This window comes from Ruegeria sp. CK3 (genome assembly GCF_056536565.1).
In genome coordinates this window covers 62,285-85,337 of record NZ_JBQFPV010000003.1, presented here as the reverse complement: position 1 = coordinate 85,337, position 23,053 = coordinate 62,285, and the positions used below count along the sequence as shown (strand labels likewise).

Genomic DNA, 23,053 nt, shown 5'->3' with positions numbered 1-23,053 from the left:
CGGTGCTCCTCTGGCACCCAGTCTTCGGCTTCACTCTTCCATAACCTATTTGGGTTTTTCGTCCGTTCTGTCCGTCCTCAGCGATTTTCGGACAAATGGCTCTTTGATCTAAGAGAGGATTCGGTCATCTGGTCGGATTTATTTGGCACCGGACTTGTAGTGAAGCAGACGCCTGATTTCGATTGCCTTCTGGTTGATCCTTTCTCGTTGATTTAGAATGGTTTTCCCGTGTGCCAAGCAAACATCCTATGGCACAAGGTTTTGTAAGCCTTTGGCCATACCAAAGCGCTAGCGTCAGTATTATTAAGCAAGATCTAGATACTCGTCCGATTTGGGATTTCTGAAGGTACTCGCTCCTCGGTCGAGAGGTGAATGTAAGCCAAACGGATGATCGACTCTGACCACCTTCGGCCGAGCCATTTTCACAAGCGCTTCGCCATCATTCGCCGCATAAGCAAATCTGAGGGCAGCTCGGTTTCAGATTACGCAAACAAAGTTGCCTTCGGCTGGACCCCTGCCATTGAAAGAGTCGGTTGCACACCTCAGCTATCCAAAAAGTCGGATACAAGGTGTTGAAACAGCTCGGATTTCTCCGCATGGAGCGCGTGGGCGCAGGCCGGTACGACCGCAAGCGATGTATTGGGGATCGCCTCCCAGAGCATATTAGTTTGGCTCCATGGATATGTTCGGTCATGATCTCCCCAAAGGACGAGAGTTTCCTGTTGGATTTGGGACAGGTTCTGTTCCCCTGACCAGATTTTCATCGCGTCTAAGCCGGTCTCCAGGGCCGGCAGCGTTGTTTGAGCGGCAATAGTGGCACAGTGTTCATATCCTGGTGCAGCTTCGCGATCCAGAAACCAAGTCGCAGCAATACGACGTGCGGTGGCGGTGGGACCATCTTCGGCTGCGCGCCTTTTGCTGTCTTCGATGGTCTCAAACCGTCCTGGTAAGACGCCGATTCCTCCAGTTGCGTAGAGTATCAAGAGTTCGACACTCTCGCTGTCGCGAAGCGCAATTTCCTGAGCGATCATGCCGCCCATGGAGTGACCCAGCAGATGATACTCCTCCACTCCAAGGCCGCGGAGATGCCGGACGACCCAATCCGCATATCCGCCAATGCTGTCGATTGGCGGCAGATGGGCATTTGCTCCGAACCCGGGCAGGTCGACGGCAATCACATCAGCATGCTGCTGCAGTGTATCGCGACATCCATCCCATTGTGCGCTGCCCCCCATGAAGCCATGAACAAGGACAAGGGGGGTCACTTTCGCTGACCTTGAACGATCCGGTCAAGGATCATCGCGCAGAATAGAATGGCAAAGCCTGCGAGGATACCCTGGCCCACATTGGCGTATTGCAGCGCCTCGAGGACGTCTTCGCCCAGCCCTTTCGCACCAATAAGTGAGGCCACGACGACCATGGCCAGCGACAGCATGATTGTCTGGTTGATGCCTGCGCGAATGGAGGGGCTGGCGAGCGGAAGATCGACCTTGGTGAGAAGGTACCACTTGTTGGCGCCAAAACTGATCGCGGCTTCACGTACGCTTTCAGGCACACCACGCAGGCCCAAAACGGTAAGGCGTACCACGGGTGTCCCACCGAAGATCATAGTGACAATGACTGCCGCTGGTTTACCAACCCCGAAAAAGGCAATCACAGGCACCATGAAGACAAAAGCAGGCATGGTCTGCATGAAATCCATGATCGGTTGGATGACCGCGTAGAAGCGCGGTCGACGCGCAGAGAACATGCCCAAAGGAATGCCAATCACGATGGAAAGCAGCGCCGCAGTGCCGAGAAGCGCTAACGTCGTCATAGCTTTTTCCCAAAAGCCGAGAAGGCCCATATAGGCCAGAAAGGCACCTGACCAAATAGCCATACGCAAGCCAGCCGTGAGCCAGGTCAACAGAACGATCAGCGCGGCCACCACGATCCAAGGAGTCTGAACCAACGCCACCTCCATGGCATCCAGCAACCAGCGAATAGCTGCGGTGAGACCGTCAAAGAACGCCACACTGTTGGCGACGCACCAGGCGATAAATGCCTCTACGCTGTCAATACTGGCCAGGCGAATTGAGTTATCTGTCGGAAATTCGCTAAGAAATGAAAAACGGCCCGGGAAGCTGTAGTGGATCATTGCGGTCGCGACTAACAGGATCATGAAACCCGCGCTGAAGACAATCTGACTGACCGGCATGCCAGAGCGAATGGTGCGGTCCGATAGCCAGTCAGAAAACCGTGCCTCCAGCGCCCAGTTGGCGGCCACAGCCTGTATGAGCTTGGCCACAAGCAAGATGGCAACACCGGTGAGCGCAATCGACGGCCCTTGCGCGGCGAGCAACTCTGCCTCGGCGCGGAAGCCCTCAATATTGGCCTCCAACCCTTCGATCTGGCGCTGGATGGCTGCGGCTCGATCCGAGCCGCTCTCTTGGGCGGCCGCAAGCTGCTGGTAGCGCAAATCGAGCGTACCTTCGATCGAGGTCACACGGGCCAGCGCGTCTGCTCCCAGATCTCCGAATAAGCCCCGCGCGATCTGCACAAAGCCGATCGCCTCGACTACAAGAAAGGCCAATGCCCAGGACCAAAGTCCGCGTGCACCGAACCAGATCGGACCAAAGAGCCCGGCCATCACATTGAAGGTTGCCGTAAAGCGCGCGGACGCCCCGATCTTGTCGAAGTTGCGGATGTAGTAATCGGGGCTTGTGCGCACAAAGGTTCGGATATTCTCGCGGCGTTCCTCGGCATAGGCCTGCGCGGCTTCGCTTTCTGTGTCTTCAAGGGGGTTCACACCAAGATCTTCGCTCATGACATTTCCGTCCCTTCAATCACGGTGCGCAATAAATCTGCGCGAGTGATGACACCTTTGTCCTCGCCGCCTTCGGAAACCAGAACCGGCCGTTCGTCGTCGATGGCTCGCGTAATCAAAGCTGAAAGCGTCTCATTGTGGTCCACCCGATCAATGTCAGCAGGCAGTGGGCCGTGCGTAGCGAGATAGCTGTCCAAGGGCTGCATCGCCGCATGAGCATGCACCACCTTCAAGCGCGATATCCCGGCTACGAAATCAGCGACGTAGTCATCAGCGGGATGCATGACAATGTCCTCAGCCGAGCCGATCTGCACCATCTTGCCGTCACGCATGATCGCAATCCGGTCTCCAATGCGAACGGCCTCATCAAGGTCGTGGGTGATGAAGATCGTGGTCTTCTTAAGGATTTTGGACAGCCGGATGAACTCATCCTGCAACTGCCGCCGGATCAGGGGATCAAGTGCGGAGAATGGCTCATCCATCAATAGAACATCAGGATTGGCCGCGAGCGCACGGGCAAGCCCCACACGCTGCTGCATACCACCAGAGAGTTCGTGAGCGAATTTCGACCCCCACGCCCCCAGTTCGACAATGTCGAGAATGGCGGCCGCCTGCCGCATACGCTCGTTTTTGGCGACCTGGCGGATTTCCAGCGGCATTGCCACGTTGTCGAGGACCGAACGGTGGGGCATCAGAGCAAAATTCTGGAACACCATGCCGATTTTCCGGTTGCGGAAAGCCTGAAGCTCCTTTGTGCCGAGCGCCATGACGTCCGTGCCCTCGATCTCGATCTTGCCCGCCGTCGGTTCGAGCAGGCGATTGAAATGGCGCACGAGTGTGGATTTGCCGCTCCCTGATAGGCCCATGATACAAAAGATCTCACCGCGATTTACGTTGAGGCTGACATCGGCCACACCCACCACCGCGTTGAATTCAGCAAGAACTTCAGCCTTGGTCAGCCCCCGCGCACGAATAGCTTCCAGAGCGGCCTCAGGTTTTGCCCCGAAGATTTTCCAGATATTGGAAATTTCGATTACAGTCTCGTCGCTCATCCGCCCACCCGTGCGTGCCTTCAAATGGGGCGGCACCGCTAGGTGCTGCCCGTTGTTTATTGGTCTGGCTCAGAGACCCAGCATCGCATCTACGCGCTCGGAATTGGCGTTAACCCACTCGGCCGCAACTTCCTCAGCATCGCGCCCATTGGCACTGATCTCGAAGGCCAGCGAGCTCACGTCATCGGCAGTCAAGGAGAAGTTCGCGAAGAACTCTGCAATCGCCGGCGAGCGATCCCCAAGCGAGTTGGACCAGGCGATCTGCACTTCCTTCAGGGCGTCCTTGCTGGCTACCATCGACTTGTTATACCAGTCAGGATCGTCGGAGGGCTGCACCATAACGTATTTTTCAGGATCGTAAGTCGGTTCAGTCAGCATCACCACGTCAAACATGTACCAGACGGCATGCGGCTCATAGCAGTAGAAGGCATATCCTTCTTTTTTGGCTATACTATCCTTGATGCGCGCGGTCTTTACAGCTTCCTCGGCCCGGATCGGATCGATAAAGTCCAACAGGCCATAATCGCGCACCTTTACCTCGTTTACATTGGCCGAGGCCCAGCCGGGTGCACCGATCCACATCTCACCCTTACCATTGCCATCGCTATCCATCGCAGCCGCCACATCGGGGCGTCCAAGATCCGCGATGTCGGTGATATTCATCTCTGCGGCAAAGTCTTTGGAGACGCAGAAACCCTGATTGCCCTGATAGGGGTTCGATGACAGTGTCACAGTTCCGGCACCATCAACATATTGCTTTGTGAAGGCCTCCTGATTAGGCAGCCACACATCGGGGTGAACGTCGATATCGCCCTTACCCTGATCCATTGCTTGAAAGATCGTGGCATTGTTACCGGGCACATACTCCACCGTGCCGCCAATGCGGGTGGCCACGATCTCACCCAAGACATGGGCAATAGCCTGTGCTCCAGTCCAAGTGGGAACGCCGATCTTAACCTCTTCAGCGGCGAGTGGCGCGCCGAGAGCTGAAACCAAAGCCGCGCTGATCAAGTATTTTTTTAGTTTCATTTGATATCTCCTTGTTGGTTTGTTGTAGATTTTCAGGCCACGTAGCCAGGAAGTTCAAAAGTTTCGGGATAGCCAAACAGGGCTGCGCTTCCGCCGGTGTGCAGAAAGACGACATTGTCCATGCCGTCGAAATAGCCTTTGCGGGTTTGGTCAATGAGCCCATCCAATCCTTTACCTGAATAGACCGGGTCGAACAAAAGTCCTTCGGTGCAGGCCAACAGCTTGAGCGCGTCAATCATCCCCTTGGTCGGAAGACCATATCCTGCACCGACGTAGTCGCAGTTTGCGCGCACATTTTCTCGCGCAATGGGCGTGTCCGTCTCCATATACTCGACAGTACGCACGGCCAGATCATGTACCATGCCTTCCTGTTTGTCTTGTGGGGCCCGCACACCGATGCCCAAAAGGTGAATGTCACTTTCTAGGGTCGCAAGACCGGCGACCAATCCGGCTTGCGTGCCCGAGCTGCCGGTCGCATGGACCAGCGCATCAATTTTCAAACCTGCATTGGCCGCCTGTTCGCATAACTCGCGCGCGCAGTTCACGTAGCCCAATGCCCCGATCGGGTTGGATCCACCGCCCGGAATGATGTAGGGGTTTTTGCCTTCTGCCTTCATCCGCGCGGCGCAGGCTTCCATCTCGGCATTCATGTCCGCACCACCGGGACGCTTGGAGACGCTGGCGCCATGCAAACGATCCAACAGGACGTTTCCATTCAGAATATAGCTCGGGTCATTGGAACCCGTGCGATCCTCAAGCAGGATGTGACACGCAAGGCCAAGTTTTGCGGCCGCCGCTGCTGTTTGACGCGCGTGATTGGATTGCGTCGCCCCTTGCGTGATGATGGTATCTGCGCCTTTCTGGACTGCGTCAGCCATCAGAAATTCTAGCTTACGGGTCTTGTTCCCACCCGATGAGAGGCCAGTGCAATCATCTCGTTTGACCCATAAACGCGGGCCACCCAAAACCTCGCTCAGGCGATCCATCGGCTCCAAAGGCGTAGGAAGATGGCCAAGGGATACCCGGGGAAACTTCGCCAGCGTCAGCGATAGCTCCTTGCACAAGCTCAAAACCATCTCCGGCGCGACCATCGTGTCACCGCCGGTCATCTGCATTGTCTCAGCCACCACTCTCTCCCTGCTTTTGCCTACAGCCAAACAGTTTCAAAAGAAAAAGAATAAAAACAGTGCATATTTCGCAGGCTGCCCATACATTTTCTTTGGGTGCTATGGAGGTGCGGATGAATATGCTGTGGTTTGACGATGTTCTGACCCTTCTGGAAGAGCGGAACATGACGCGGGCTGCAGCCCGCAGAAACATCACGCAACCCGCGTTCTCAAGGCGTATTCGCAGTTTTGAGGAGTGGCTGGGGATTGAAGTTCTCGATCGCAAATCGAACCGGGTCGAGATCAGTCCCGCACTGGCCTCGAACGAAGCCGAAATCCGCTCTTTGATCGCCAGATTAAATGACCTGCGCACAAAAATTGCGCAACATGGCCCCACCGTTTCGATTGTGACGATCGCCGCAACACATGCATCGGTCGTCTCCACCTTCCCTGATATGGCATTGCGTGCACGTGCAACGTTCAAGGGGCTCCGGTTTCGTCTCAGAACTGCCAATCTGAACGATTGTGTCACTCTGTTCCTGCGCGGCGATACCAACATGCTGCTATGCTATGAGGCGCAAACCGTCGCCCCAATGCCGTTCGGAGCAGGCATTCGTCGCGGCACTTGGGGTCACGACTACCTCATTCCAGTCATCGGTGGCGGATTGCGGTACGCAGTGCGCGGAAACGGTGACGTGCCTTTGGATACGCCGGCCATCGTCTATCCCGAAAACAGCTACTTTGGTGAGGCATTGAACAAGAGCAAACTTCCGTTCGGAACCGCCGATTTCAGCAAAAACCCCGTTTGCCAGACAGCCTTTTCAAGTGGAGCAAAGGAAATGATCCTGAACGGTCTCGGTGTTGGTTGGCTGCCGTTCAGCATGGTGCACAAGGAAATTGAAAGCGGCGAGTTGATATCCCTACGCAACCAATTGGGTCAGGAAAAGCTCGACGTGGTGGTCTACGCCCACCACCAGACCGAGATAGCGAAAACCTTGCTTGATTTCTGGACAAACAAGCCGTCCTCAAAGTCTTGAGCCTATAAAGCGCAAGCTCTGGCCAGAAACCAAGACACTCTGTTAGAACCGAATGTTGAGTGACGGAACCCTTCAAAATGAAGCCGTAACCCCGTGGCGTCTTGGCAGCAGACGGACCAGTCTTGGATGTGGGCGACCCTACTGGCACACCGGACAAAAGACCGTCTTCCTCAATTGTGCGGCGGATTACGACTCGCTTGCATTTCCTGAACGCGATCTGGCCAAGTTGACCTGATATAGGCCAGAACTTCCCATATCTCATTGTTGGTCAGTTCATCACTAAATCCCGGCATGCCGCTTGCAAAGCCAATGACCCCACGTGCGGCTAGCGCTGCTTCGCCACCAAGTCGTGTGTACTCGTACAGAAGCTGATTATCATGGTGCCAAGTGTGCCCTGTCTCATCATGCGGTGGTGCAGGCAGAACACCATTGTCATCAGGAGTCTGCCAATTTGGCTGTCCTTCCAGATTGATGCCATGGCAGGACGCGCAGTGTTCGCCGTAATGAACACGCCCATTAGTCAAATCTCGGTCTTCCATTTCGTGGCTGGCAATTGCCTCGCTCGCAACGCCACATAGAGCCACTACCAGCATGCGTTTCATACGACTTCCACCCATGTTTTCATGCCAGCCGCCTGATGCCCTAGCATGTGACAGTGCAACAGCCATTTACCGGGATTGTCGAACACGCAAACGATTTCGCGGGTCTCACCAGGATTGACTAGCGCCGTATCCCGGAAAGCGCCTAAGCTGCTGTCCGCCCCGACTTCAAAGAAATGATGCCCGTGCAGATGGATGCCATGCGGGAAACGGGTGTCGTTCACCAGACGGATGCGCGTCGTTTGGCCACGTTCAAACTTGTGGAGCGGCGTATCCGATAGGCCAGATTGCCCGTTAAACGCCCAAATGTCAGTTTGCGTGCTTACGGGACGGCTCATAGCCCCACCTTGCATGGTGAGCGACAGGTCCAAAGCATTGTCCAGATCTGGCTCCTTCCGCTCGTTTGGTGGCAGTGTGGGAATAGCGGACGGTTGCCGCGTGCTGTTTACCCCTTCAACCGGAATTTCACCCAACAGGTAAGGATCGTCGCGCGTTGGGAAAACGAAGGCGATGTGATCAGCTGATGTTACGTCAGCAATGATATCTAAGCGTTGAGCCGGTGAGAGAATGAGGTTCGAAACCTCTTGCGGGTTCGGCAGTGGCATACCGTCGAACGCAACGATTTTGCCCTCGATGCCTTCAAGCTCAATCGGGAATATCCGGTCTGTAGCGACATTGATTAACCGCAAGCGCACGCGATCACCGCGCCGGACCGGCGTATTTGGTTCTACAAGCGCGCGGGCGTAGTTCCCCAACCGCCCTTGGTGCGCCTGATCGTGCCTGTTCTCAAAGCCGTCTACAAGCGCTCCGTCTTCGGTGATGCGCCAGTCGTCAATCATAACAATCAGATCGTGATCCACATCGGGTGGGGTTAGCTCCTCAACAATCAGCGGCCCATAGAGTCCTCTGGCGACCTGTTCCCAGGATCGGTTGTGGGAGTGATACCAGAACGTCCCCGCATCGGGTGCTCGGAAGCTGTATTCGAACTCAGCACCCTTCTCGACTACGTCTTGGGTCATCCCCGGCACGCCATCCATCGCATTGTCGATGCGCAGCCCGTGCCAATGCACCGCCGAGCCTTCACCAATCTGGTTCAGGAACCGAATATCAAATGTATCACCCTGACGAGCGCGAAGCACCGGACCGGGCGTACTGCCATTAAAGCCAAGCATCGGAGTTGCCGGATCACCTTCGGGCAGAATTTGCGCATTGACCGGCTGTGCGACCAGTTCAAAGGGCGCTGATGCAAGAGCGATGCGCGGTGTCAGTGCCGCCGCGCATGTTGTGAACAGGAAGTCTCGCCTTTTCATAGAATGCCTCAATTCGGTAGGGTCAGAACGCTGGTGAGCGTCGCGGTGGCGACAAGCACCATCAGTATGACCGTAGTTTCGATTTCAATCGAGCGCGCTAGATGACGCGCCGCCTTATCGTCCCCTGATTGCATGGCTGGAACGAAGCGGAGTTTGTTTGCGGCCGCCAACGTCAGGACCACTCCTGCAAGTGCAATTTTGATCAGAAGGGTTTGCCCGTACCCGGTAGTCGTCAGTGCCTTCACATCGCCCAACAACATCCAAGCCATTATTATTCCCGCCAAAATCATCGCCAATCGCTGCCACTATCTTGACCTGTCGGATAGTGCGACCTTCACACAAGGCATCGCAACCTTGAACACCAATGCTAACGAGGCGGGTGTTTTCGTGTTGTCGGGCGCGTCCAGCGTGCCCGGCCTGTCCTCGTGTATCTTCGCAGACCTGATCAAAGGTCTGGAAGAAGTTGACAAGATCGACATTGCAATCCTACCCGGCAACCGGGCACCGCGTGGCATGTCCGCTATCAAGAGCATCGTGAGCGGTGTCGGGCGTCCATATCAACAATGGCGTGATGGTGCCTGGCGGACGACCATCGGATGGACGGATCGCAAACCGTATGAACTGGAGCCGGGTATGATCCGCGCTGGACACAGCGTCAACGTTCCCGACATAGCGCTTCTTCCAGACCTGACTGGCGCTCGGACCGTAACCTTCCGCGCTGGCCTTGAACTGCCGGTGATGAACTTGGCTCTCCGTATGCTGGCGCAGCTCAGGCAACACGCGAGGCTTGAATTTCCGGAATGGGTATATTTTGCACTCTACATGCTTTCACAGGCGCTCTATCCCTTTGGGAGCAACCGTGGAGGCATGGAAGTGAGCGTTTCCGGCAAACGCAACGGACGAGGCGTAACCCGCAAGTGGAGGCTGATCGCCGAAGAAGGTCACGGTCCGTTTGTGCCCGGGATCATGTGCCGCACGATCCTAAGAGAGTTGCCAAACATCAAGACCGGTGCGCGTCCGTGCCTGAACGAGGTTCCACGGCCCGTGGTTGAACACGCGATGGAAGATTTGCAGCTTCGCACCGGGGTGTTCGAACACCTAGATCCGAGAGACACTGAAGAGACGGTCGGAACCATAAATCGTACCCGTAGTCATCTGATGTGCCAAAGTGCCACCCAACGATAACCCCGCGCCGAACGGCTGAGAGTGCCAAGAATATATTTTCCGCGGGTTGCGAGATGAGTTGCAGCTGGAGCTCGAAGTCTGAACAGCCACGATAGATTTCGGCTTAATATTTGTTTTTAAATGGTTTTGAGATTGGCCTGTTGTCGTATTTCCAAGAGTTTTGGATCATAACACAACCAGTTGCTCGAGTTTCTTGAGGTTCGGGTCTAAGAAATGGATGATTTCGGCCGCTCCAGACTTTGCGAAAAAACCCGTTTTCCAGGTCCACGGGTCATTCAAAGATTGTCGCGGCTCAGTCGTATCGCAACTCAGTCGCCTTGCCCCGAAAGATCGTGTAGGCCATCACCGTGTATCCGGCGATCACCGGCAGAACAAAGACTGTCCCTATCAGAATGATAAACAGGCTTTCCGGAGCGCTTGCGGCCTCGTAGATCGTCAGCTGTTCGGGCACCACATAGGGGTAGAAGCTGTAGGCCATTCCGAAAAATGCCAGTGTGAACAAAACGATAGACGCCGCGAAGGGAAACCAAGCCCAACTGTCGTTGCGGGTTGGCAAGTGACGCAAGGCATACCACAGCAAAGCGATCAAAATGACCGACATGAGGGGCAGAGGCAGCAGCAGGAAGAACTCGGGGAAGGTGAACCATTTGTCAAAAATGCGTGGGCTGACCCAAGGGGTCGCCAGTGACACAGAAGCGATACCGATGATCAGCCCCCAGATACCGCCTTTGGCCCAGTCAACGGCTTTTTGCTGCAGCACCCCGTCGGTTTTGAGAATGACCCAGCAGGCTCCGATGAATGAATAGCCAACGGCCAGAAACACAGTCGTGATTGCGGCGAAAATCCAGGTGCCGAACGTGCTGTCCAGCCCCATGACGTATTTGCCCAGCATGAAGCCTTGCGCCAACGCGGTCATCAACGAACCCGTAAAGAAAGCCGTGTCCCAACCATTTTTGTGGTGCGCCGGGGCTTTGACCCGGAACTCGAAAGCGACACCGCGCAGGATCAGGCCAATCAGCATGATCGCCACCGGCAAATACAGCGAGGTCAGGATAACCCCATGTGCGGTTGGGAAGGCCACCAGAAGGATGCCGATGGCAAGCACCAACCACGTCTCGTTCGCGTCCCAGAACGGCCCGATCGAGGCAACCATTCGGTCCTTTTCGGCCTCATCGGCAAAAGGGAACAGGATCCCTACGCCCAGATCAAAGCCGTCCAGAACCACGTAGACAAGGATTGAGAGCCCCATAAGCGCCGCAAAGGTCAGGGGCAGCCACTGTGTCGGATCACCAAAATAGGTCATGGTTCTTTACTCCGCTGGAATTGCTTTGGGGTATTTCGGATCTGGGCGGGAGGGTTGGTCGCCCTGCGCCGCCTTCCGCGCCAAATAGAACAGCACACCGATATAGGCGGTCAGAAGCAGGGCGTAGATCAGCAGGTAAGCCGCCAGCGTCGTTCCCACCATTGGTGCTGGGACATCAGCCACGGCTTGTTCGGTTGTCAGCACACCATGAACCAGCCACGGCTGACGGCCAATCTCGGTTGTGTACCACCCGGCCAGCGTTGCGACCCAACCCGAAAAGGCCATCGGGACCAATGCAATTTGCATGAGTTTGGGCACTCCGGCAGGTCCCCGTCCGCGCCGCATGAACAGCAGTGTCGCCCAGCTGAGCAGCAGCATGACCATACCGGTACCGACCATGATGCGGAACGACCAGAAGACAGGCGCAACGGGCGGGTGCAGCACGGTGCCGTCCTCGGCAACAAAATCATTCAAGCCGGGCACCACACCCTCTGCCTCATGCGTCAGAATGATCGAAGCGAGGTTAGGGATGCTGACCTCATAGTGGTTCTCACGCGCGGTCTCGTCGGGAATGGCAAATAGCACCAGCGGTACGTTTGATTTCGTCTCCCAATTGCCCTCCATCGCGGCGACCTTCTGCGGCTGATATTCAAGCGTATTCAGCCCGTGCATGTCTCCCATGAAGATTTGAACCGGGATCAACAATGCGCCCAGCCACGCGCCGGTCTTGAAGGTTGCCCGCACGTCCTGCCCGCGATCTCCGAGCAACCATCGGAAGGCTGAGAAGCCAAGCACCAAGAATGCCACCGTCAGGCCGCTTGCCAGAAGCATATGAGCCAGTCGGTAAGGCATGGATGGGTTAAATATGATCGCCCACCAATCGGTTGCGAAAGCTACACCGTCCCGCAGCTCGAACCCAGCAGGCGTATGCATCCAGCTGTTCAGAACCAAAATCCAGAAGGCCGACATAGTCGTTCCGAACGCTACCAGGAAGGTTGCGGTCGTGTGCAACCAGTTGGGAACGCGTGAGAAGCCGAACAGCATGATGCCCAGGAAAACTGCTTCCAAGAAGAACGCAGTCAGGATCTCATAGGCCAACAACGGCCCGGCGATATTGCCCACGGTCTCCGTGAAACCGGGCCAGTTGGTGCCAAACTGAAACGACATGGTGATGCCCGAGACCACACCCATCGCAAAGGACAGGGCGAAAACCTTCACCCAAAAGCGGTAGGCATCCATCCATTTGGTGTCTTTGGTTGCGTTGAAGCGCTGTTTGAAAAACAGCAGCACCCATCCCAATGTGATCGTGATCGTCGGGAAGAGGATGTGGAAAGATATGTTTGCCCCAAATTGAATGCGGGACAGCAGAAGCGCGTCCATTGTTCACCTGCAGAAGTGATATTTGAACTTCGCATAGGTGTGGCCATTTTGGCGTTAAGGGATGTGCGACAGCCGGTCATGCGGCAGGGTGGCGCATGGCTTTGGTGGTCACAGATCCGATGGTCTGATCGGTCGGGATTTGATCAATCAACTCCGGCTAACATGGGGCATCGGTTGCCCGGCAGACACATCTACAGGATGCTACCGAGAGGGGGCCGCATTGCTCGTCGTGACCTCAACCGCCCGCACTACAAGCGTTTCCTCGTAGATCCCTATACGTATCTTGCGCCAGATGCGGCGCTTGGTGCCGCCCTGATCGCGCCTGCTCCAACGCCTAAAAACTGACAAAAGACCAATCGGCGGCTGCTACGAGTGCTCGGTAGTTTGCAAGCAGCGGATCTTTTCGCCTAGCTTCTTACCTATGCGCAAATTTTGCTAGAAATCTTGTGAATTCCCCAGGCAGCCGAAACGCATCATAGCTGTGAGTGGCAGGTGTTTTCTGCATGTTTTTCCTATCGCTCATCCAACTCAATTTTTCAATTCTCCTTGCTTCACCCAGAAACCGAGAGGTTCAATATTTTGACCGCAGAGGCCGGTATCAACTTTGAATTGTGAAAAGAAAACCAAGGCGGGGTTTTGAAAATACACACTTGGCTCAATGTGCCGTTGCGGACTTTCAAACAATCTGAATAGAGGCGTCTATCGAAGAGACTCGATGATTGGCCTGGATTGAGATGCACCGGTGAAATACGGGGGTAGAAACAAATTATCTTCTTCTTATGCGTGAAATGTGCAAAGTTTTAAGAACGATCAAGAATTAATCAAATTGAACATGACATAGGTCAATTTTTGGCCTGCGCCAGTTCGATAAAGAGTTTGGTAAGTCTCGAGATCAACAGCGGACCGCAAGCCTATGAATAAGCTAGCCAGCCGCCGTGCCTTTCTGCGTGGCGCTCCGCTGCGCGAAGACCGGACAGCAATCATTCCGCCCGGCGCGGATCAGGACCACTTTTTTGAGTTGTGCGTCCAGTGCAATGATTGCGTCTCGGCATGCCCCGAACACATCATCACCTTTGATCGGCAGGGCTGGCCTATTGTCAGCCTTGATGCCTCACCCTGCACGTTCTGCGGCGCCTGCGCTGAGGCCTGTACGACCGGTGCTTTGAAACCCGAAAACCTGAGTGATTGGCCGTGGCGTGCCTATGTCACTGAGGGATGTCTTTCGATGAATGGCGTGAGCTGCCGTGTGTGCCAGGACGTCTGCGACAGCAACGCGATTGGGTTCAAACTGTTGCTTGGGGGACGGTCGGAGCCCGCCGTCGACCAAGAGGCCTGTACAGGGTGTGGTGCCTGCGCCAGCGCGTGCCCCGCTAATACAATCCGATTTGAGCGCCACGAAACACTCCCCCAGGAGAGCTTGCAATGAACATCTGCGGATGCCTTGTCCACGTCGCCCCCGACGCAGTCCAGACCGCCCAGGAGGCGATGCTAGGGTTTGACGGTGTCGAAATCCATGCCGCCGCCGAAGATGGCCGTGTTGTCGTCGTGGTCGAGGACACGCCCGAAAAGCTGGCCTCCGAGACGATCATGGATCTGCACCAGATTCCGGGCGTGATCTCTCTGACCCTGACCTATCACCATTTCGAAGACCTCGCGGAGACCCGTCCGCATCTTAACGCTTCCTGCCAGACCTGAAACCGGAGACCCATGCCATGACCATCTCTGAATCCCGCCGGACCTTCCTGAAATCAACTGCTGCCGCCGCGACCGCTTCGGCGGCTGGTCTTCCGCTGGCCACAGGCGCAGCGCAGGCGCAAGTCGGCACGTCTGACATTCGTTGGGACAAGGCGGCGTGCCGGTTCTGCGGCACGGGTTGCTCGGTTCTGGTCGGCACCAAGGAAGGTCGTGTGGTGGCCACCCAGGGTGACCCGGACGCGCCTGTGAACCGGGGCCTGAACTGTATCAAAGGCTATTTCCTGTCCAAGATCATGTACGGCAAGGACCGTCTGACCACGCCCTTGCTGCGCAAGACCAATGGCGAATACGACAAGAACGGTGAATTCGAGCCGGTCAGTTGGGACGAAGCCTTTGACGTTATGGCCGAGAAATGGAAAGAGGCACTGGCCAATAAGGGTCCGACCAGCGTTGGCATGTTCGGCTCTGGCCAGTGGACCGTCTGGGAAGGCTATGCCGCTGCCAAGATGATGAAGGCCGGATTCCGCTCGAACAACATTGACCCCAACGCGCGTCATTGCATGGCATCAGCGGTTGTAGGCTTTATGCGGACCTTCGGCATTGATGAGCCGATGGGTTGCTATGACGACTTTGAGCACGCTGACACCTTCGTTTTGTGGGGCTCGAACATGGCGGAGATGCACCCGATCCTGTGGTCGCGCCTTACCGACACGCGCCTGACCAAACCGGGTTCCGAGGTGCATGTGCTCTCCACTTTCGAACATCGCTCTTTCGAGCTGGCCGACAATGGGATGGTGTTCGCGCCTCAGACCGATCTGGCGATCCTGAACTATATCGCCAATTACATCATTCAGAATGGCGCGGTGAACGAGGACTTCGTCCAGAACCACGTCAACATCACCAAAACCGTCACCGATATCGGGTATGGCCTGCGCGACAACCATCCGCTGCAGGAAGCGGCCGAGAACCCAAATGGCGGCAAGATGGAACCGATCAGCTTTGAGGAATATGCCGAGGCGGTTTCGAAATACACGCTGGAATACACATCCGAGCTGTCGGGTGTGCCCGCCGAACAGCTTGAGCGTCTGGCCCAGCAATATGCCGACCCAAACCGCAAGGTCATGAGCCTATGGACCATGGGCTTCAACCAGCACACACGCGGGTCTTGGGTGAACTCGCTGATGTACAACGTGCACCTGCTGGTCGGGAAGATTTCCGAACCGGGCAACTCGCCGTTCTCGCTGACCGGTCAGCCGTCGGCCTGTGGCACCGCACGGGAGGTTGGCACCTTTGCCCACCGTCTGCCCGCCGACATGGTGGTTACGAACGATAAGCACCGTGAGATTTGTGAGACCGCGTGGAACATTCCTGCTGGCACCATCCCGGACAAACCCGGATTCCACGCTGTTCTGCAGCACCGCAAGCTGAAAGATGGTGACCTGAACGCCTATTGGGTGCAGTGCAACAACAACATGCAGGCCGCGCCCAATATCAACGAAGAAGGCTTTCCCGGCTATCGCAACCCGGAAAACTTTATCACCGTGTCCGACCCCTATCCTACGGTCACAGCCGTGTCTGCCGACCTGATCCTGCCCACCGCCATGTGGGTCGAAAAGGAAGGCGCCTATGGCAATGCCGAGCGCCGCACTCAGTTCTGGCGGCAACAGGTGCAAGCGCCGGGTGAGGCGAAATCGGACCTCTGGCAGCTTATGGAATTCTCCAAACGCTTCACGGTGGAAGAGGTTTGGGGCGAAGAATTGCTGGCCACCATGCCCGAGCATCGCGGCAAGACCATGTATGATGTGCTCTATGCCAACGGCAAGATCGACCAGTTCCCGCTGTCTGAGACGGCCGAAGGCTTCCACAACGACGATGCGGAACATTTCGGTTACTATGTCCAGAAAGGTCTGTTCGAAGAATATGCCAATTTCGGGCGCGGTCATGCGCACGATCTGGCACCGTTCGAAATGTACCACGAGGCGCGCGGTATGCGCTGGCCTGTCGTGGACGGCAAGGAAACGCTCTATCGTTTCCGCGAAGGCTATGACCCCTACGTGCCCGAAGGCGCGGGCGTGAAGTTCTATGGCAAGCCCGATGGCAAAGCGAGTATCATCTTTGCCCCCTACGAACCCGCCGCCGAAGAACCCGATGAAGAATATGATCTGTGGCTGTCCACGGGCCGCGTGCTGGAGCACTGGCACTCGGGCTCGATGACCCGCCGGGTGCCGGAGCTGCACCGCGCCTATCCGAACGCGGTCGTCTACATGCACCCGCAGGATGCCGAAGATCGGGGTCTGCGCCGTGGACAAGAGATCGTTCTGTCCACCCGCCGCGGTGAGGTCACCAGCCGGGTCGAGACTCGTGGGCGCAACAAGGTGCCGCGCGGTCTGGTCTTCATGCCCTGGTTCGATGAGCATCAACTGACCAACAAGTTGACGCTGGACGCAACCTGCCCGCTGTCGAAAGAGACCGACTTCAAGAAATGCGCCTGCAAGGTCGAGCGTGCGTAACCGGGAAGGATCGCAAAGGTTGTCCCCATGTCCCTGACCGGTACTCCTATCTCGCCGCAACGGCGTCGCTTCCTGCAGGATTCGGCGCGCGCGGCAGGTGGCTGCGTAGTCGCCGGGTCATTGCTGGCCTGGTTGGCGCGCGATGCCCGCGCGCTTCCGGCGGAAGCCTTGCGCCCGCCCGGCGCATTGTCTGAGAAAGATTTCCTGTCGGCTTGTATCCGCTGCGGGCTTTGCGTGCGGGACTGTCCTTACGATACCCTGAAACTGGCTGAGCTTGGGGTCGATGCCGTTGCAACCGGCACGCCCTATTTCACCGCTCGCGATGTGCCCTGCGAGATGTGCGATGACATCCCCTGTGTCACCGCTTGTCCCACCGGCGCGCTGGACCCGGGTTTGGACAATATCGACGACGCCAAAATGGGCGTTGCGGTTCTGGTCGATCAGGAAAACTGCCTGAACTTCCTCGGCCTGCGCTGCGATGTCTGTTACCGCGTCTGCCCCATTATTGACGAGGCAATCACGCTGGAAACCGCGCACAACGCGCGTTCAGGCCACCATGCGATGTTCATTCCCACCGTCCATGCCGATCGCTGCACCGGCTGCGGTATGTGCGAGAAAAGCTGTGTTCTACCCGAAGCTGCGATCAAAGTACTGCCCGCCCGATTGGCGCGCGGCAGCAGCGCGGATCACTATCGCAAGGGCTGGGAAGAAAAAGAAAGCCACGGCGGTCCGCTTGTGGACGGATTGATCGACTTGCCCGACCGCCTGCCGGGGCAGGGTACTGACAATCTGGCCGCGCCGGGCGGCTTTTCGCCCTCCTATGACCTACCGGGGGCAGGCCAATGAGCGCGCACACTCATATTCCCGTTGGTCAGGAGGCTATTGAGGCCAAAGGCTGGATCGGTGCGCATAAGTTCCTGCTGCTGCGTCGGACAAGCCAACTGTTCTTTTTGGCACTGTTTCTGTTGGGGCCTTGGTTCGGTCTCTGGATCGTGCAGGGGACGTTGGCGGGGTCGCTGACCCTTGGCGTTCTGCCCCTGACCGATCCCTTTGTGCTGCTGCAAAGCTTTGTGGCCGGGCACTGGCCGGAACTGACCGCCTTGATCGGCGGGATCATCGTTCTGGTCGCCTATGCGCTGATCGGCGGGCGCGTCTATTGTTCGTGGCTCTGTCCGATCAACCCGGTGACTGATGCCGCCAACTGGTTGCACCGCAAGCTGGACCTGCCTAAAGGCTGGCAACCCAAACGCAACACCCGTCTGTGGATACTGGCGACGGTCCTGATCGTCTCGGGCCTGACTGGCGTCATTGCGTGGGAGTTGGTCAATCCGATCACCATGCTGCATCGCGGGCTGATTTTCGGCGCGGGCTTTGTCTGGGCGCTGATCGCTGCGATCTTCATCTTTGATCTGGTCGTCGCCCGTCACGGTTGGTGTGGCCATATCTGCCCCGTCGGCGCCTTCTATGGCTTGATCGGCAGCAAAAGCCTGCTTCGTGTCAGCGCCGCCAACCGGACCGCCTGCAATGACTGCATGGATTGCTATGCCGTCTGCCCGGAGAACCAGGTCATCTCGCCAGCTCTGAAAGGCAAACCGGATGCGACGCCGCTGATCCTGTCGCCCGATTGCTCAAATTGCGGCCGCTGCATCGATGTATGTGCGGTGGATGTCTTCAAGTTTACTCACCGGTTCGACGACAAGGTCGTCGCGCCTTTCGATCCCGTTCCCGCGCCCGATGCGCGCACGGCCAGACCTATCTAAGGGAGTGCACAGATGAACAAGCCAATCCTGACAGGCGTCGCCGCCCTGATCCCAGTCGTACTCCTCAGCGGGTTCGCCCTTGCGCAATCCGCCCAGGTTGAGACCCTGCGAGGCGGCGAAGTGGATGAAACGGTCCCGCTAGATCAAGTCCACAAAACGATGGAAGGACGTATTGTGCGGAACTACCGGCAACAGCCGCCGCTGATCCCACACTCGATCGAACAATACCAGATCGACACGCGAACCAACCAGTGCCTTTCCTGCCATGACTGGACCGTTGCGGGCGAACGCAACGCGCCCACCTTGTCGATGACCCACTATCTCGATCGCGACGGCAATGAGTTGGATCACATCGCAGGGACCCGGTATTTCTGCAACCAATGCCACGTGCCGCAGGTAAATGCGCCTACCTTGGTCGATAACCTGTTTGAACCATCCCACAGCAACTAATCCAACGTATGACTGAAAGGAGCACCAAGATGGCAGACTCTCCTGAAAAACGCGGCTGGATCGGTCGCTTGTGGAACGCGTTCTGGACACCGGCTGTTTTGTTCAGTTCGGGGTTTTTGATCTTGGCCGGTTTTCTTGGGGGTATCCTGTTCTGGGGTGGCTTTCACTGGACGCTTGAACTGACCAATACCGAAGAGTTCTGCGTTTCCTGCCATACGATGGAAACCAACCTGGGTGAATACCGCGAGACGATCCACTACAACAACCACTCGGGCGTGCGCGCGATCTGTTCGGATTGTCACGTGCCGGATGAGTGGAACCACAAGATCAAAGCCAAGATCATGGCCGTGAAAGATGTCTATCACGAACTCGCAGGCACAATCAGCACCCCCGAGAAATACGAGGATCACCGTCTGGCAATGGCCTCGGCCGTTTGGAAGAAGATGAAAGAGTCCGACAGCCGCGAATGCCGGAACTGTCACAACTTCGACTATATGGACTTTACCTTGCAGGAGACACGCGCCGCTAGCGAGCACCAGCGTGCGATTGACACAGGGATGACCTGTATCGACTGCCACCAGGGCATCGCTCACAGCCTGCCGCCGGGATATCTTGAGACCTACCAGGACATAGCCGAAGCGGTTGACGGCAAACCGCTGCACAAACAAGCGGCGGTGTCTGGCAATGACATCCAGTCCTTCCTCAACACCAGCGCCGATTGAGAAGGGGGCAGAGATGTTAGATATACTTGGAACAATCGGTGGAAACATCCTCAGCCTGCCCGGCATTCTTGGGCTTGCGCTGGGAATGATGACCAGACAAATTTGGTTGGGCGCGGCGCTGGGCGGGCTTGTCGGCGTGTTCGAAACACTGGTCTTTGCCGGCTTTAAATTTGCTCAAATCGAAGCTCTTGAGCTCGTGATTGCAATACTGGTTGGCGTGTGTGCGGGCGGTCTTGGGAGCCTTATCCGAATTAAAGGAACACAAGTCAGGCCATAGAGTCAGGATGCATTGGTTTTCGACACGTTGCATCTTGCACGTCTTGGAAAATGGAGCGATGGCACGAACGATCTGTTCTGGCTGAGCCACGAGTAGATGGCCGAGCTTTCCCCTTTCTTCCCGAAGCCGCACGGCAGGCCACGGATCGATGATGGAGATGATGGACAAGTGCTGAGCGAGATTTTCTTCATCAATCATAGTGGGACACGATGGCGAGACGCGCTCGAGGTCTACGGGCGGCACAAGACGCTCTACAGTCGATGGAAACGTAGGAGCGAGGAAAGCACTTTTCCCAAATGATGGTCGACCCAGCTGTCGAACATGGCAAGGAATAAACCATGGTGATCCCCTTTCGGGACATCACTGCGCGATGCACTGCCAAGCAGTGTTGTAAGATCATGTTTGGTAGGTTCAGGGATTGGATGCGCGTGGCGACACGCTATGATCGTCGCCAAAGTCTTCCTTTCCACAACTGCCCTCGTAGCGACAGTCATTTTTAGGACTCGCATCCTGACCCTAGGTGTTGGGTCACAGGTTGTGATGCTGGACCCTGCGCCCTGTACTTAAAGTGGAAGGCCCCTTTGCGGCTCTTGGGGTTTTGGCGTTTCAGCTATTCCGGGTTCCACACGCTCTGAGAGTTGCACCTCTTGTTCGTCCTAAATTAAAGATAGTGTTGCAACCGGATCAGTGACGAGCGGATCAATTGAACGACAAGACCCAAGACTTGCGCACGGCTGATCAGGGCGGAACGTCCGCTGTTCAACTGCGTTTGCAAGATGCGGACATGAAGCTTTTGCAGGTGTTTGCCCATGTCGTCGAGGCCGGAGGGCTATCCCCCGCACAATATGGGCTGAACATGAGCTTGTCTGCCGTCAGCGCCGCAATCTCGAACCTGGAAACGCGGCTGGGCTTTCGCCTGTGTGACCGCGGACGCGGTGGGTTTCAGCTGACCGAAGGGGGGCTTCTTGTGTATCAGGAACTCCGCTCGCTCAGCGTTGCGATCGGGTCCTTCAACAGGTCGGTTCAGGCCTATACGAGCGACATGCAGGGTCAATTCAACATCGCGATGGACGATGCGATTCTGACCAATCTCTCGTGTCCGATCTACAAGGTGATCCAGAGGTTTGCCGCGCAAGCGCCGGAGATTTCGCTGAACATCACCATAATGAGCGCCCCTCAAATGGAGCGCGCCTTGCTGAACAATGAACTCAACATCGCCGTCGGGCCGTTTCAGGAATTGTCCCCCTCGCTTCGCGGCGAAACAGTCTATGTCGAACAGCAGCTGTTGTGCTGCGGGTGGTTGAATCCGATCTATGATCTCCAGGATCCCGACGAAATCGAAGAGGCAGTGACCAAAGCGCGATTTTCCAAACGCAGCTTTGATGATCGCGACCGGCATCAGGCACCCGGGCCTTTCACCAGCACGGCAACTGCGGCCACAATGGAGGCGATGCTAGCGATGGTCCTTAGCGGCCTTTACCTCGGCTACCTGCCCCGCCACGCCTGCGAGCCATGGATCGAGCGAGGTGAGCTGAAATCAATTCTACCGCAGGTCTTTGCCTATGACACAGATATTCAGCTGGTCTCCCGCAAGGGCCACGGGGACAAACGCGTCGATCTGTTTCTGGCCGCGCTGGCGGAAACTCAAACCTGAACGCCGTCACTTTTGCACCGCCATAAGTTCACTTCACAAAAAAATGGATTTTCTCGCGCCCGGTTTCTGACATGGTGTCCCAAAGGCATCGAACGCAACGGCAGGACCCCTGACATGACGACCCCCGACAGCTATGTCTCGCTGCAAGAGATCATGCGCACCGCGCAGCGGATCGCGCCCATCGTGCGCAAGACACCACTGGTGTTTTCTGAGGCCCTGTCGGAGCGCGCGGGTTTTGAAGTCTGGTTGAAGCTGGAGAACCTGCAAACCACGGGCAGCTTCAAACTGAGGGGGGCCTCAAACCGTATTCTGCAACTGACCGCCGAGGAACGCGCGCGCGGGATCATTGCCGTCTCCAGCGGCAATCACGGCAGGGCCGTCGCCTATCTGTCCAAACGTCTGGGGATCACGGCGCGTGTGGTCGTCTGCTCGCTCTGTCCGAAAAACAAACGTCAGGCAATGCGCGACCTTGGGGCTGAGGTGATCGTGCATGGCGACACCCAGGACGAGGCGCAGGATCACGCGGATCGGCTGATGGAGCAGCACGGCTATACCTGGGCCGATCCGTTTGACGATCTGAACGTCATCGCGGGGCAAGGCACGATCGCGCTAGAAGCGCTGACCGACTTGCCTGATGCGGACATGATCATCGCGCCTTTGTCCGGGGGCGGTCTTTTGTCCGGCATTGCGCTGGCCACCAAGTCGATCTCACCCAAGATCTCCGTTGTCGGGTCGTCGATGGAGGTCGAACCGGGCATGGTGCGCAGTCTTGAGGCGGGCAAACCGGTTCATGTCGAGGAATTCCCAAGCCTCGCCAGCAGCATCACCGGGGCAATCGGCCTGCGTAATCGCTATACCTTTCCGATCATTCGCGATTTCATGGATCGCGCCGTTCTGATCCCCGAGGACGCGCTGGTGCCTGAAATAGCCCGGTTTGCCGATAGCGAAGGTATGATTGTCGAGGGCGGCTCGATCACCTCTGTGATCGCAGCGCTTAGCCCTGAGGTCCGCGAAATGGCCCCCAAACGGGCAATCGTGGTCATGAGTGGCCGCAATATTGGCCTGCCGACGTTTCTGTCGGTGCTCAATGACACCGGGATCTGACCCCCGCCGGGATGATCGGGCATTTCCTGCCCGCATCCCTCCCGTTAAAAAGCACCGGGGATTGCCCCGCACCG

The 23,053-nt window shown here is 56.7% G+C and carries 22 protein-coding genes and 1 pseudogene; 12 read left to right on the top strand and 11 right to left on the bottom strand.

Annotation, left to right across the window (positions count from 1 at the left end; genetic code table 11):
- Positions 1-542: 542 nt before the first annotated feature.
- From ACR0C3_RS04660 to cuyA, 5 genes are all read right to left on the bottom strand, one after another.
- The gene (locus ACR0C3_RS04660; protein WP_480525043.1) at positions 543-1,265 is read right to left on the bottom strand and encodes an alpha/beta fold hydrolase; all 723 of its coding nucleotides are present in this window, start codon (positions 1,263-1,265) and stop codon (positions 543-545) included.
- Positions 1,262-2,806 carry an ABC transporter permease subunit gene (locus ACR0C3_RS04655; RefSeq protein ID WP_170377015.1) on the bottom strand — a complete coding sequence of 515 codons (1,545 nt, stop codon included), beginning with the start codon at positions 2,804-2,806 and terminating at the stop codon, positions 1,262-1,264. The genes ACR0C3_RS04660 and ACR0C3_RS04655 overlap by 4 nt, the downstream gene beginning before the upstream one ends.
- Entirely contained in the window at positions 2,803-3,858 is a 1,056-nt protein-coding gene (locus ACR0C3_RS04650) for a betaine/proline/choline family ABC transporter ATP-binding protein (protein ID WP_170472413.1), read from the bottom strand. The genes ACR0C3_RS04655 and ACR0C3_RS04650 overlap by 4 nt, the downstream gene beginning before the upstream one ends.
- Before the next feature lie 69 nt (positions 3,859-3,927).
- Positions 3,928-4,887 carry an ABC transporter substrate-binding protein gene (locus ACR0C3_RS04645; RefSeq protein ID WP_480757388.1) on the bottom strand — a complete coding sequence of 320 codons (960 nt, stop codon included), beginning with the start codon at positions 4,885-4,887 and terminating at the stop codon, positions 3,928-3,930.
- Between the two features lie 32 nt (positions 4,888-4,919).
- The gene (gene cuyA / locus ACR0C3_RS04640; protein ID WP_480757665.1) at positions 4,920-5,933 is read right to left on the bottom strand and encodes a D-cysteate sulfo-lyase; all 1,014 of its coding nucleotides are present in this window, start codon (positions 5,931-5,933) and stop codon (positions 4,920-4,922) included.
- Positions 5,934-6,127: 194 nt separating this feature from the next.
- On the opposite strand from cuyA, the gene ACR0C3_RS04635 reads away from it, so the two are divergent.
- Entirely contained in the window at positions 6,128-7,030 is a 903-nt protein-coding gene (locus tag ACR0C3_RS04635; protein ID WP_480757386.1) for a LysR family transcriptional regulator, read from the top strand.
- Between the two features lie 170 nt (positions 7,031-7,200).
- On the opposite strand, the gene ACR0C3_RS04630 is transcribed toward ACR0C3_RS04635, so the two are convergent.
- Genes ACR0C3_RS04630 through ACR0C3_RS04620 form a run of 3 tightly spaced genes read right to left on the bottom strand, consistent with a single transcriptional unit; the run spans position 7,201 to position 9,184 of the window.
- Positions 7,201-7,632 (bottom strand): c-type cytochrome, encoded by a 432-nt coding sequence (locus ACR0C3_RS04630; RefSeq protein ID WP_480757384.1) that lies wholly within the window; start codon positions 7,630-7,632, stop codon positions 7,201-7,203.
- Entirely contained in the window at positions 7,629-8,939 is a 1,311-nt protein-coding gene (locus ACR0C3_RS04625; protein WP_480757383.1) for a multicopper oxidase family protein, read from the bottom strand. The genes ACR0C3_RS04630 and ACR0C3_RS04625 overlap by 4 nt, the downstream gene beginning before the upstream one ends.
- Positions 8,940-8,947: 8 nt before the next feature.
- Entirely contained in the window at positions 8,948-9,184 is a 237-nt protein-coding gene (locus tag ACR0C3_RS04620; protein ID WP_480757664.1) for a CopD family protein, read from the bottom strand.
- On the opposite strand from ACR0C3_RS04620, the gene ACR0C3_RS04615 reads away from it, so the two are divergent.
- On the top strand, positions 9,072-10,124 hold the full coding sequence (locus ACR0C3_RS04615) for a saccharopine dehydrogenase family protein (RefSeq protein ID WP_480757673.1): 1,053 nt from the start codon (positions 9,072-9,074) through the stop codon (positions 10,122-10,124). The genes ACR0C3_RS04620 and ACR0C3_RS04615 overlap by 113 nt on opposite strands.
- Positions 10,125-10,416: 292 nt before the next feature.
- Here the strand turns inward: ACR0C3_RS04615 and ACR0C3_RS04610 are convergent, their stop codons facing one another.
- Both ACR0C3_RS04610 and ACR0C3_RS04605 read right to left on the bottom strand, forming a co-directional pair.
- Positions 10,417-11,427: a cytochrome d ubiquinol oxidase subunit II gene (locus tag ACR0C3_RS04610; protein ID WP_480757382.1), complete on the bottom strand. Its 1,011-nt coding sequence runs from the start codon at positions 11,425-11,427 to the stop codon at positions 10,417-10,419.
- 6 nt (positions 11,428-11,433) lie between these two features.
- Positions 11,434-12,807: a cytochrome ubiquinol oxidase subunit I gene (locus tag ACR0C3_RS04605; protein WP_480757381.1), complete on the bottom strand. Its 1,374-nt coding sequence runs from the start codon at positions 12,805-12,807 to the stop codon at positions 11,434-11,436.
- A gap of 913 nt (positions 12,808-13,720) precedes the next feature.
- Here ACR0C3_RS04605 and napF point away from each other — a divergent pair.
- The 7 genes from napF to ACR0C3_RS04570 are packed head-to-tail and all read left to right on the top strand — an operon-like array spanning position 13,721 to position 19,944.
- Positions 13,721-14,233 (top strand): ferredoxin-type protein NapF, encoded by a 513-nt coding sequence (gene napF, locus ACR0C3_RS04600; protein ID WP_480757379.1) that lies wholly within the window; start codon positions 13,721-13,723, stop codon positions 14,231-14,233.
- Positions 14,230-14,502 carry a chaperone NapD gene (locus tag ACR0C3_RS04595; RefSeq protein ID WP_475219831.1) on the top strand — a complete coding sequence of 91 codons (273 nt, stop codon included), beginning with the start codon at positions 14,230-14,232 and terminating at the stop codon, positions 14,500-14,502. The genes napF and ACR0C3_RS04595 overlap by 4 nt, the downstream gene beginning before the upstream one ends.
- A gap of 17 nt (positions 14,503-14,519) precedes the next feature.
- Complete coding sequence (gene napA, locus ACR0C3_RS04590) at positions 14,520-17,012, top strand: nitrate reductase catalytic subunit NapA (protein WP_480757377.1); 2,493 nt, start codon at positions 14,520-14,522, stop codon at positions 17,010-17,012.
- 27 nt (positions 17,013-17,039) lie between these two features.
- Positions 17,040-17,858 (top strand): ferredoxin-type protein NapG, encoded by an 819-nt coding sequence (gene napG, locus ACR0C3_RS04585; protein WP_480757376.1) that lies wholly within the window; start codon positions 17,040-17,042, stop codon positions 17,856-17,858.
- Positions 17,855-18,772, top strand: coding sequence for a quinol dehydrogenase ferredoxin subunit NapH (gene napH / locus ACR0C3_RS04580; RefSeq protein ID WP_480757375.1), 918 nt, complete (start codon positions 17,855-17,857; stop codon positions 18,770-18,772). Before napG ends, napH begins: the two co-directional genes overlap by 4 nt.
- A 12-nt stretch (positions 18,773-18,784) precedes the next feature.
- Positions 18,785-19,222 carry a nitrate reductase cytochrome c-type subunit gene (locus ACR0C3_RS04575; protein ID WP_170376987.1) on the top strand — a complete coding sequence of 146 codons (438 nt, stop codon included), beginning with the start codon at positions 18,785-18,787 and terminating at the stop codon, positions 19,220-19,222.
- 29 nt (positions 19,223-19,251) lie between these two features.
- Entirely contained in the window at positions 19,252-19,944 is a 693-nt protein-coding gene (locus ACR0C3_RS04570; protein WP_170376985.1) for a NapC/NirT family cytochrome c, read from the top strand.
- Between the two features lie 16 nt (positions 19,945-19,960).
- On the opposite strand, the gene ACR0C3_RS04565 is transcribed toward ACR0C3_RS04570, so the two are convergent.
- Complete coding sequence (locus ACR0C3_RS04565) at positions 19,961-20,419, bottom strand: hypothetical protein (protein ID WP_480757672.1); 459 nt, start codon at positions 20,417-20,419, stop codon at positions 19,961-19,963.
- Between ACR0C3_RS04565 and ACR0C3_RS04560 the strand changes: the two are divergent.
- The 3 genes and pseudogenes from ACR0C3_RS04560 to ACR0C3_RS04550 all read left to right on the top strand — a co-directional run.
- A pseudogene (locus ACR0C3_RS04560) lies at positions 20,318-20,553 on the top strand (transposase); the annotation flags it as partial. The gene ACR0C3_RS04565 and the pseudogene ACR0C3_RS04560 overlap by 102 nt on opposite strands.
- A gap of 371 nt (positions 20,554-20,924) precedes the next feature.
- Positions 20,925-21,875 carry a LysR family transcriptional regulator gene (locus ACR0C3_RS04555; RefSeq protein ID WP_480757374.1) on the top strand — a complete coding sequence of 317 codons (951 nt, stop codon included), beginning with the start codon at positions 20,925-20,927 and terminating at the stop codon, positions 21,873-21,875.
- Positions 21,876-21,989: 114 nt separating this feature from the next.
- Positions 21,990-22,979 (top strand): pyridoxal-phosphate dependent enzyme, encoded by a 990-nt coding sequence (locus ACR0C3_RS04550; RefSeq protein WP_480565507.1) that lies wholly within the window; start codon positions 21,990-21,992, stop codon positions 22,977-22,979.
- Positions 22,980-23,053 lie beyond the last annotated feature (74 nt).